This is a genomic window from Sphingomonas hankookensis (assembly GCF_001619955.1).
Taxonomy (GTDB): Bacteria; Pseudomonadota; Alphaproteobacteria; order Sphingomonadales; family Sphingomonadaceae; genus Sphingomonas; species Sphingomonas hankookensis_A.
The window spans coordinates 13,071-24,122 of sequence record NZ_LQQO01000034.1 but is presented as its reverse complement, the minus strand read 5'-3'; the positions used below and the strand labels follow the sequence as shown (position 1 = coordinate 24,122).

General features: G+C 68.7%; 9 protein-coding genes. 6 read left to right on the top strand and 3 right to left on the bottom strand.

Features of this window, described 5'->3' with window-relative positions; translation table 11 throughout:
- Positions 1-230: 230 nt before the first annotated feature.
- A complete protein-coding gene (panC, locus tag AVT10_RS12085; RefSeq protein ID WP_066691718.1) occupies positions 231-1,070 on the bottom strand; it encodes a pantoate--beta-alanine ligase in 840 nt (279 codons plus the stop codon).
- Positions 1,071-1,154: 84 nt separating this feature from the next.
- Between panC and AVT10_RS12080 the strand changes: the two genes are divergently transcribed.
- The 6 genes from AVT10_RS12080 (at position 1,155) to AVT10_RS12055 (ending at position 6,369) form a co-directional block, all read left to right on the top strand.
- Positions 1,155-1,952 (top strand): division plane positioning ATPase MipZ, encoded by a 798-nt coding sequence (locus tag AVT10_RS12080; protein ID WP_066691716.1) that lies wholly within the window; start codon positions 1,155-1,157, stop codon positions 1,950-1,952.
- 6 nt (positions 1,953-1,958) lie between these two features.
- Positions 1,959-2,213 carry a molecular chaperone DnaJ gene (locus tag AVT10_RS12075; RefSeq protein ID WP_066691714.1) on the top strand — a complete coding sequence of 85 codons (255 nt, stop codon included), beginning with the start codon at positions 1,959-1,961 and terminating at the stop codon, positions 2,211-2,213.
- Positions 2,214-2,481: 268 nt separating this feature from the next.
- Positions 2,482-3,849, top strand: a complete 1,368-nt coding sequence (gene pgmG, locus AVT10_RS12070; protein ID WP_066691711.1) for a phosphoglucomutase/phosphomannomutase PgmG — start codon at positions 2,482-2,484, stop codon at positions 3,847-3,849.
- Positions 3,850-3,993: 144 nt separating this feature from the next.
- Positions 3,994-4,749: an exonuclease domain-containing protein gene (locus tag AVT10_RS12065; RefSeq protein ID WP_066691709.1), complete on the top strand. Its 756-nt coding sequence runs from the start codon at positions 3,994-3,996 to the stop codon at positions 4,747-4,749.
- On the top strand, positions 4,734-5,132 hold the full coding sequence (locus AVT10_RS12060; RefSeq protein ID WP_126013482.1) for a hypothetical protein: 399 nt from the start codon (positions 4,734-4,736) through the stop codon (positions 5,130-5,132). Before AVT10_RS12065 ends, AVT10_RS12060 begins: the two co-directional genes overlap by 16 nt.
- Before the next feature lie 322 nt (positions 5,133-5,454).
- A complete protein-coding gene (locus AVT10_RS12055; RefSeq protein ID WP_066691703.1) occupies positions 5,455-6,369 on the top strand; it encodes a LysR substrate-binding domain-containing protein in 915 nt (304 codons plus the stop codon).
- A gap of 265 nt (positions 6,370-6,634) precedes the next feature.
- Here the strand turns inward: AVT10_RS12055 and AVT10_RS12050 are convergent, their stop codons facing one another.
- Entirely contained in the window at positions 6,635-9,652 is a 3,018-nt protein-coding gene (locus AVT10_RS12050) for an FAD-binding and (Fe-S)-binding domain-containing protein (protein WP_066691700.1), read from the bottom strand.
- Positions 9,652-11,022: a 2-oxoadipate dioxygenase/decarboxylase HglS gene (gene hglS / locus AVT10_RS12045; protein ID WP_066691698.1), complete on the bottom strand. Its 1,371-nt coding sequence runs from the start codon at positions 11,020-11,022 to the stop codon at positions 9,652-9,654. Before hglS ends, AVT10_RS12050 begins: the two co-directional genes overlap by 1 nt.
- Between the last annotated feature and the right edge of the window lie 30 nt (positions 11,023-11,052).

Here is an 11,052-nt window from a genome sequence, read left to right as displayed (position 1 = left end):
AGGCGCGGAGGCGCGGAGGGGTTGCGCTCTTGGTGATCGTTTTGCGAACGGGAGACCGCATTTCCCGTGGCAACCGTGGACGGAGGCCGCTGTCGCGGGTGACGTTGCGCAGGTCGCAACCCCTGCGCGCCTCCGCGCCTCCGCGTGAACCCATTCTTTCTCTTTCGAAGCGATGCGTTTCCCAACCGGGAGACCCCAGCCTTCGCTGGGGTGACGTTGATGGAAGTGCCCTATTCGAACTCCACCGCGATATTGTCGATCAGCCGCGTCGAACCCAGCCGCGCGGCGGCCAGCAACCGCGCGGGTTTGCCGCGCACCGGGTCGCGCAGCGTGTCGGCGTGGACCAGGGTGACGTAATCGGGTTCGAATCCGGCGCGGGTGAGCGTCGCGATCGCGGCGGACAGGGCGGTGGCGACGTCGTCGCCGCGCTCGATCGCGCGCTTCGCCTCGCCCATCGCGCGCGGCAGGGTGACGGCGCGGGCGCGTTCGGCCTCGTCGAGATAGATGTTGCGCGACGACAGAGCGAGGCCGTCATCCTCGCGCTGGGTCGGTACGCCGACGATTTCGACGCCCAGGTCGAGGTCGGCGGTCATCCGGCGGACGACGGCGAGCTGCTGGAAATCCTTTTCGCCGAACAGCGCGACGGCCGGGCGGACCTGCCCGAACAGTTTGGCGACCACGGTCGCGACGCCATCGAAATGGCCGGGGCGGTGCGCGCCGTCCAGCACCTCGCTGACGCCCGCCACGCTGACGTTCGTCGCGAAGCCCGACGGGTACATTTCCTCGACCTCGGGTGCCCACAGGATGTCGACGCCGGCGTCGGACAGCATCTGCGCATCGGTCGCCTCGCGCCGGGGATAGCGGGCAAGGTCTTCGTTCGGGCCGAACTGTTTCGGGTTCACGAAGATCGAGACGACCACGCGCGGGGCGAGGCGGCGGGCGGCATCGACCAGCGCCATGTGGCCGGCATGGAGCGCGCCCATGGTCGGCACCAGTGCCACGGCCTCGCCAGCCTCGGCAAACGAGCCAAGCGCTTCGCGAAGCGACTCCAGTCGACGGATAATTTGCACGGCCGATGGCCCTTCGATATGGACGGGGGAGGCGGCTTCTATGGGGCAAGCCGCTGCGGATCAACAAGCTTGGGTTAGTGCGCTTTGGACGAAGCTTCGGATCGGTTGCACGTCATCGTGTTCGCCAATGAAAAGGGCGGCACCGGCAAGTCGACGACGGCGGTCCACGTCGCCATCGCGCTGGCGGCGAAGGGCGCGCGCGTGGCGTGTTTCGACCTCGACCATCGCCAGCGCACGCTGGGCCGCTATCTCGACAATCGCGCCGAGACGATCAAGCGCACCGGGCGCGACCTGCCGATGCCGGTCTATGAGACGCATGACGGCGAGAGCATGGCGTGGTTCAACGACTGTCTCGGCCGGTTGGGCGAACATGCCGAATATATGGTGATCGACACGCCGGGCCGCGACGATCGCTTCGCGCGGATCGCCGTGACGAATGCCGATACGCTGGTCACGCCGATGAACGACAGCTTCGTCGATTTCGACCTGATCGGCCAAGTCGACCCCGACACGTTCAAGGTGACGCGGCCGAGCTTCTATTCCGAGCTGATCTGGGAAACGCGCAAGCATCGCGCGAAGATCGACGGGTCGACGATCGACTGGGTCGTGTTGCGCAACCGCTTGCAGCATATCGAGGCGCGCAACATGCGCCGCGTGTCGGAGGCGATCACCCAGCTGTCGAAGCGGGTCGGCTTCCGCGTCACGCCGGGCTTGTCGGAGCGCGTGATCTATCGCGAGCTGTTCCCCTCTGGCCTGACCATGCTCGACCGCAACGAATTCGGCGAGATGGGGCTGGCGCATGTCGCCGCGCGGCAGGAACTGCGCGAGATGATGGGCGGGTTGCAGCTGCCCGAACCGGCCGGTTCGCCGCTCGTCGCCTGACGACCGATGGTCAAGCTGGTCCTGATCGTCGCGCTGCTCGTCGCCTTCTGGCTGTGGCTGCGCGCCAAGCCGAAGAAGGTGGGGAGCGAGGCGGAGGCTCGGGCGATTTTGGGCGTGGGGGCGGATGCGAAGGTGGGCGAAATTCGCGCCGCGCATAAGCGGTTGATGCAGGCGGCGCATCCGGATCGGGGTGGGTCGGCGGATCTGGCTCGGCGGATTAATGCGGCTCGGGATGTTTTGCTGGGGCGGTTGCGGCATTAGTTCGTAGAGGAAGGTAGGGGTTCGCGCGGAGGCGCGGAGGCGCGGAGGGGGTTGCGTCCGGCGCGACGTCACCCGCGCCAGCGGCCTCTACGTACGATCGCAGCGAGCGATAGGGTCTCCCGGTCGCGGAAGGCTCGCCCGGCGCGCAACCTCCTCCGCGCCTCCGCGCCTCCGCGCGAACCCCTATCTTCTTCCAAAAAGACGACCCTACTCAGCCCGACCGCTTCGGCCTAAAGTCCGCGCCCCGTAACCGCCCAGGATTTGCCGCATGTCCCACCATTTCCACCCCAGTTCGCTGCGCGAGTATGATATTCGCGGCATCGTCGGGCGGACGCTGGGCGAGGCGGATGCGCGGGCGATCGGGCGGTGTTTTGCGACGTTGCTGCGCCGCGCGGGGGGTACGCGGGTGGTGGTCAGCCGCGACGGGCGGCTGTCGTCGCCGGCGCTGGAGGCGGCGCTGGTCGAAGGGCTGACGGCGAGCGGGGTCGATGTCGTCCGCATCGGCCTGGCCCCCACGCCGATGCTATATCATGCCGAAGCGATGCTGGAGGTCGATGGCGGCATACAGATAACCGGCAGCCATAATCCCGCCGATTACAATGGCTTCAAGATGGTGATGCAGCGGCGTCCGTTCTTTGGACCCGACATCCAGCGGATCGGGGCTATGGCGGCGGCGGGGGAATGGGACGACGGGCAAGGCTCCGTTTCGGACCATGATTTCACCGACACCTATGTCGGGCGCCTGATCGCGGGCTATGCCGGGGGCAGCTATCGCATCGGCTGGGACACGGGTAACGGGGCCGCCGGGCCGGTGATCGAGCGGCTGGTCCAGCTGTTGCCGGGGGAACATCACCTGCTGTTCACGGACGTCGACGGGCATTTTCCGAACCACCATCCCGATCCTACCGAGGTCGAGAATCTGGCCGATCTGCAACGACTTGTCGCCGAGAAGCAGCTCGATTTCGGACTGGCCTTCGACGGCGATGGCGACCGGATCGGTGCGGTCGACGGGCAGGGGCGGGTGCTGTGGGGCGATCAGCTGCTGATGATCCTCGCCGAACCGGCATTGCGGGAAACGCCGGGGGCGACGATCATTGCGGACGTGAAGGCCAGCCAGGCGCTGTTCGACCGCATCGCCGCATTGGGCGGTACGCCGCTGATGTGGAAGACCGGGCACAGCCCGATGAAGACCAAGATGCGCGAGACCGGCGCGCCGCTGGCGGCGGAAATGTCGGGGCATATCTTCTTCGGTGGCGAGGATTACGGGTTCGACGATGCGCCGTACGGGGCGGTGCGGCTGATCCGCGCGATCCACCTGAGCGGACGGTCGCTGAGCGAATTGCGCGATGCGATGCCGGCAATGGCGAACACGCCCGAGCTGCGCTTCCGGGTGAGCGAGGAGCGCAAGTTCGCGGTGATCGACGAAGTGCTGGCGCGGTTGGCGGCGGCGGGGGCGGAGGTGAACACCACCGATGGCGCGCGGGTGACGACGGCGGACGGATGGTGGCTGCTGCGCGCGTCGAACACGCAGGACGTGCTGACCGCGCGGGCCGAGGGGCGGGATCAGGCGGCGCTGGCGCGGTTGGTGGCGGAGGTCGACGCGCAGCTGGCGGCGTCGGGGGTGGTGCGGGGGTAGCCTCCCGTCACCCCGGACTTGATCCGGGGTCCCGCTTTTCAACTGGCGGTGGACGAAGAAGCGGGACCCCGGGTCGAGCCCGGGGTGACGAGGGGGTGGCTGCCCGGGGTGGCTTTTCCGCTGCCGAAGCGCCATTTGTGACCCATGGCCCAAGCGCAGATCATCCGTGTCGTCGACCTCGAAACCACGGGGCAGGCCCCGCCGGTGCATGGCGTGTGCGAAGTCGGCTGGCAGGATGTCGCGCTGGGCGAGGACGGGCGCTGGGAATTGTCGGGCGAGGGCGGGCAGCATTTCGTCAATCCCGGCCGCCCGATCCCGCCGGTGACGCAGGCGGTGCACCATATCCTCGACGAACAGGTCGCCGATGCGCCGTGGTGGCAGGATATCGCGCGCCGGGTGCTCGACCCCTATCCGCGCCGCATCGCGCTGGCGGCACATCGCGCGGATTTCGAACAGAAATTCTGTACCGCGCAGCTGACGCATGGTGCCGACTGGATCTGTACGTGGAAATGCGCGCTGCGGCTGTGGCCCGACAGCCCGGGCTTTTCGAACCAGATGCTGCGATACTGGCGCAAGCCCTATGGCATGGAGCATGAGCGCGGACTGCCCGCGCACCGGGCGTTTCCCGATGCCTATGTGACCGCGTTCCACCTGCGCGACATGCTGAACGAAGCGTCGATCGCGCAGCTGCTGGAATGGTCGCGCCAGCCCGGCTTGCTGCCGCGCGTGCGCTATGGCCCCGATCGCGGGCGGGCATGGACCGAGATCGACGACGACTCGCTCGAAGGGTTCCTGACCGACCGCGACGAGGACGTCCGCTTCACCGCCGAGACCGAACTGGCGCGGCGGCAGGGCGGCGGCGAGGTCAAGCGCAGCCGCAATGATTGGCTGCTGCTGTGATGCGGATGCAGGTGGTGCGGGTGCATTGTCCCGTGTCGGGCAATCTATTGGCGCGGCTGCAGGCGGGCGAGGCGGCGGCGCTGGCCGACGATGCGGTGCTGAGCGCGGTGATCGCGGTGATCCGGGGCAGCGACGTGCTGGGCGCGATCGGGCCGTATCGCGGGGTGTTCGAGCTGGGGTTCGGGCTGGAGAGCTTCGTGCCGCAGGCGGAGGCGGTGCCGACGACCGGGCGGGCGGGCGAGGCGGCGGTGGTGCCGACGGTGGTGGTGAAGAGCTATGCGCCTGAGGGGGCGGATATCGCGCGGGAGCTGGCGGCGATCGCGGCGGCGCATCCGTGGGAGATTCCGGTGATCGAGGTAGGGGTGGTGGGGTTGGTGGGTTAGTCCAGCCCATTCTCCGTTCGGTTCGAGCAGGTTCGAGCCTGTCGAGAAGCGGTAGTCGAGAACGCCCCGTTCGGGGCACCCCCTTCTCGACTTCGGTTCTCGACAGGCTCGAACCTGCGCTCGAAGCAAACGGGGATGGGACTGAGTTGCCCCTAGGCGACCGAGTTCTCGACGGACGCTTCTCGACAAGCTCGAAGCTGCTCGAACCGAACGGGTAGAGTTGAGAAGGGAGTGTTTCCCTGATGCGTTCCCGGCATGTAGCGCTTGCCGCATACGGCGCGTAGTAGCAGCGTCCGCACCTCATAAGTCCGAACCACCGCAGATGCCCAACGATCATCACGACGTCCATCGCCGCGAACTCCCGCCGCTGCCCGCGCTCGCCAGCTTCCTGGCGGCGGTCGAGACCAGCAGCTTTTCGCGCGCGGCGCAGCGGATGGCGCTGACGCAGAGTGCGATCAGCCGGCAGATCGCGCTGCTGGAGGACTGGCTGGGCGTGCCGTTGTTCGAACGGCGGGGGCGGCGGGTGACGCCGACGCCGGCGGCGTTGGCCTATGCCGAGGCGGTGGGTCCGGCGGTCGAGAAGCTGCGCAGCGCGACTCGGCGGCTGCTGACCCCCGTCGCCGACCGTGCGCTGACCATCGCGACGCTGCCCAGTTTCGGGATGCGCTGGCTGGCGCCCCGGCTGCCGGGGTTGAGCGCGCGGCATCCCGAATTGCTGGTGAACATCGCGGCCAGGTCCTATCCGTTCGATTTCGCCGAGGAACGCTTCGACGCGGCGATCCATTTCGGCCTGCCCGACTGGGCGGGGGCGGACCATGCGCTGCTGTTCCATGAGGATGTCGTGGCGGTGTGTTCGCCCGACTGGCTGGCGCGCCATCCGGTCGCGACGCCGGCCGACCTGCTACCGCATGCGCTGCTGTCGCTGGAGGCGCGGCCCGATGCATGGGCGCGGTGGTTCGCGGCGGCGGGCATGGCGGATGCGGCGATCGGCGATGGGCCGGTGTACGAGCATTTCCTGATGCTGGCGCACGCCGCGGCGGCGGGGATGGGGGTGGCGCTGATCCCGTCCTTCCTGATCCGGCCGGAGCTGGCATCGGGGGCGCTGGTCACGCCGCTCGACGTGGCGCTGCATGCGTCGGAGGCCTATTATCTGGTGTGGCCGCGTGGCGGCAGCCACAGTCCGCTGTTCGAGCGGTTTCGTGCGTGGTTGCTGGACGAGGCGCGGGCGGAGGCGTGAGCCCTTTATCCGGGGGCCCGCGCTTTAGAGCGGTTTCCGACCAGATTGAACCATCGTCATCGCCCTGCGGGCGCCCGCTTCGCGGCGGGGGGATTTCGCGCCGGGACGGCGTTGCTCGTCGGTCACGATGCGACTGCATCGCTCCCTCGTCGCGCCTTGCCCCGAACCGGAATTCCCTCCGTGCCGACGATCCAATCCGGTCGGAAACCGCTCTGGAAGGAAGAAGCGGGACCCCGGGTCAAGCCCGGGGTGACGGGGAGGGGAGCTACCCCGCCAGCACCCGGTCGATCAGCTCGACGGGATGCAGCGGGCGGCGGCCGGTCAGGCGTTTGGTCTGGCAGCGGCAGGAGAAGCCGGTGGCGAGCATCGCATCGTCCTGCGTCGCGTCCGCCCAGCTGAGCGCGAAGATGTCGCGCGACAGTTTCTGGTTCGCCGCTTCGTGGCCGAACAGCCCCGCCATGCCGCAACACCCCGTTTTGATTGGGGTGGCGGTGATGCCGAAGCCGGCCAGTGCCTGTGCCCAGGTCGCCAGCGCCTGCGGGCGGAGCGCCTGTTCGGTGCAGTGGCCGAGCAGGCGCTGGGCCGGGACGGTTTGCGTCGCGGTGGGTGCGCGGCCGTGGCTGACCGCTTCGGCGATGAGGGTTTCGAGGCCCGTCACGTCGACGCTGTCGCCGGTCATCTCGGCAAATTCCTGGCCGAACATCAGCGCGGTGGCGGCGTCCGGTCCGGTCAGCCGCACGCCCAGATCGGCCAGCGCGCGGGCTTCCGCCATCCGCCGGCGCGCGATGCGGGCGAAGCGGGTGCGTAGCCCCAGCAGGTACAGCACCTTGCCGTTGCTGCGCGGCGGCAGGCGCAGCACGCGATAGCCGCAGGCGGTCAGCACCCGGGCGGCGGCGGCGATGACGGGGCCGTCGAAGCTGGCGGTGAAGCTGTCTTCGACCAGCACGACCACGCGCGCGCGTTCCTCGGCCGGTAGCGCCTTGAGCTTTGCTGGCGAGGCGACTGGCGGCAGGGTGCCGGGGTCGGCGACAGCGAAGGGGGGCAGGTCGACATAGCCGAGCGTGCGTTCCAGCGCGGCGTGCGCCCGCTCGCTGTCGGCGACGCGGTTGGCGAGCCCCGGCATGGCGCGCGCGGCGGCGAGCATCGATTCCATCTGCGCGACGACGCGGTGGCGCAGCGGACGGGGGCGTTTGGCCCAGTGGCGTTCGGCGAAGCGAGACTTCATCACCGGCACGTCGACCTTGACCGGGCAGAGCGTGGTGCACGCCTTGCACGACAGGCAGGTGGCGAGCGAGGCATGGGTGTCGGCGGCCAGCGCGTCGCGTTCGGCGGCTTCGGCCGGGCTGGGTTGCGCGATCGAATCCAGCCGGGCCCAGGCACGCAGCAGCGAGGCGCGGCCCTTGGGCGATTGCGCGCGGTCGCGCGTTGCCTTGTAGGACGGGCACATCACGTCGAGCGAGTCCCAGGCGAAGCACGCGCCATTGCCGTTGCACGCGACCGCGCGGTCGAAGTCCTTCGCGCGGGCCGGATCGATTTGCCGGTCGGCTTCACCGCGCAAGGGCACGCCGTCGATCCGGTCGACGGGCTGCCCGGCGGGAGCGGCGAGCTTGCCGGGGTTGAAGCGGTTATGCGGGTCGAACGCGGCTTTCAGCGACTGCAATTCGGGATAGAGGCTGCCGAAGAACAGCGGCGAAAATTCGCCGCGATAGCCGCGACCATGTTCTCCCCAGAGCAGACCGCCATAGGCCTTGGTCAGGCGCGCCACTTCATCGGAGATCGGGCGGATCAGCGCCGCCTGTGCAGGATCGCGCAGGTCGAGGAACGGGCGGACGTGGAGGCAGCCGACATCGGCATGGCCGAACATGCCGTAGTTCAGGCCGTGGCCGTCGAGCAGCGCGCGGAACTCGGCGACGAAATCGGCGAGCTTTTCGGGCGGGACAGCGGTATCCTCGACGAACGGAATCCCCTGTCGCGCGCCGCCGAGCCGGGCGAGCAGCCCGACCGACTTTTCCCGCAGCGTCCAGAGCTGGCCGATGGCGGCATCGTCGCGGATGATGCGCATGTCGCCCTGCGGACCGATGGCGGTCAGTGCGGCGAGGCCGGCGTCGATCGTCGCGTTGTCGTCGGCGGCAAACTCGACGAAGTTCATCGCGGCGAGAGTCTGATCCTCGGAAGAGGATGCGGTGCCGGCCCGCTCCCCCACCCGACCACCCACAGCGTATTCTGACTGGGTGGTCGGGTGGGGGAGCGGGCCGGCACCGTGCTGATCCGGCTGTGCCGGATCAGACTTACCGACCACATCGCTCGCACCGCCGAGCAGCCCTTCGACGCTCGACCAGATGATATCGCTGCGCGCGACGCCCAGCACCTTGTCGTCGAGGATTTCGATCGCGACCGGATCGGCGGCGATCAGGCGCTGCACGTCGCGCATCGCGGTGTCGAACGCGGCGTAGCGGATGACCGCCAGCGCGCGCTTCTTCGGCTTATGGGCGACGCGTAGCGTGATCGAACGGGTGATCGCGAGCGTGCCTTCGGACCCGGCGAGCAGGAACCCGAGGAAGAAACGGTCGGCGGCCGCATCCCATGTCTTTTGCAGATTATAGCCGGTCAGACCGCGGTTCATGTCCGGGAAGATCGCGGCGATATCGTCGGCGCGGCTGGTGACGATGCGCAGCGCCTCGCGGTGGATGTCGGCGACGATGCCGCTACCGGCGGCGATCGCCTCGGCCTCGGCACGCGTCATCGGTTCGACGCGCCACGGCGTGCCGTCGGACAGGGTGACGTCGAGCGCGACGAGATAGTCCGACGTCTTGCCCCAGCGGCGCGATCCCTTGCCCGATGCATCGGTCGCGACCATGCCGCCGATCGTCGCGCGGCTGGCGGTCGACACCATCGGCGGGAAGAAGCGGCCATGGGGTTTGAGGAAGGCATTGAGCTGGTCGAGCACGACGCCCGGTTCGACGGTGATCGTATCCGTGTCGGGATCGAACGCGCCGATCCCCCGCATGTGGCGGGCGAAATCGACGATGATCCCGTCGTTCAGCGACTGGCCGTTGGTGCCGGTATTGCCGCCACGCGCCGTCAGCGACAGGCCGGTGTCGGCGAGTGCGCGCACCAGCAGCGTCACATCGTCGCCGCGGCACGGATAGAGGATCGCGGTCGGGCGAACCTGATAGATGCTGTTGTCGGTCGATGCGACCTGCCGCGCGCCGATGCCGTCCTCGGCATCGCCGGAAAAGCCCGCCTGATCCAGACGGCGCAGCAGATTGGCGACCGCCGCCATCAGGCCGCCGCGACCCCCCGCAAGGCTTCGCGGACCGTCATGATCGAGCGTGCCTCCATGTCGGCATAGAGCGCGAGTTCGTCCTGCACCGCATCGCCCATCGCGTCCTCGAACGCGGCACGGGCCGCCGATGCGGCATAGCTGCGCTGTTCGGTGCCGCCCAGGTTCGACTGGAAGATGCCGGCGGCGCTGACCGGCAGGAAATCCTCGTACACGATCGGCACGGCGCGGACATGGCCCGCCGCCACCCACGCATCGATATCGCCGGCCGGGCGAACCCCGCTGCCCACCAGCCGCTGCCCGGCGTCGGTCAGGTCGTAGCGGAACCAGGCGAGGCCCTGTTCGCGAAGTTCCTCGATCGTGTCGGGAAAGGCGGTGAAGGCGGTGGCGAGCCGTTCGGCATAGCTGGCCCCCTGCGACCCCTGTTCGCCGCGGGCGGTGGCCAGCAACCGGTCGTACAGCGCGCGGCCCTTGGGCGTCAGCGCGGCGCCGCGCTGTTCGATCTCGCCGAAGCGGGCGGTGTGCTGGCCGGGCTGGTCGCCGGGAAAGGTCACGTCCTCCTCGATTGCCTTGAAACTGGTCTGGCGCAGCAGGATCGGCACGGCGCGGGGCGGCGGCCCCTCGATCACCGCCTTCGCATCGATGCCGCGCGCCTGCATCGCGCGCTGTGCCGCATCGATGTCGAGCGTGCGCGGGGTCAGGTGGTTGATGTGCGGCCCGCGGAACGACACGACGTCGGCGATCAGCCGGTGGGCGTCGTGCAGCCGGTGATAGGTCGTGGCATCGACCCGTGCATCGCCGTGCCAGCGAAAGGTTTCGAGCAGTTCGGCGACGAAGCGGTCGGCGTCGGCATCGTCGAGCCCGCCCTCTGCCGCGTCCTTTTCGATCAGGCGGATCGCTTCGTCGGTGAAGATCCGGCGGGTCGACAGGATCGCTTCCGCCTCCGCCCGCAGCCCTTCGTCCTCGATCAGGTCGAGGCGCAGCAGTGAGGTGAAGACGCGGAACGGATTGGCGTTCAGCGCATCGTCGTCAACCGGACGGAAGGCGGTCGAATGGACCGGCACGCCCGCCACCGACAGGTCGTAATAGCCGACCGGATACATCCCCATCACCGCAAAGGCCCGGCGCATCATGTGCAGTTCGGCCGCAGTGCCCAGCCGGATCGCGCCGTGGCGCTCGACGTCCAGCCGGTCGAGTTCGCCGGCCATTTCCGCCGCGAGATCGGGGCGGGTGGCGAGTATCTCGGCATTCACCTCCGCCACGATCGACAGCAGGTCGCCGTAGAGCGGCACTTCGGCGCGGTACATCGCCGACATCGCTTCGGAAAAACGGGTGCGGATGGCGTCGGGATGGGTGAAGCGGTGGGTCATGGTCGCCTTCGAGATAGGATCGGGACGCGG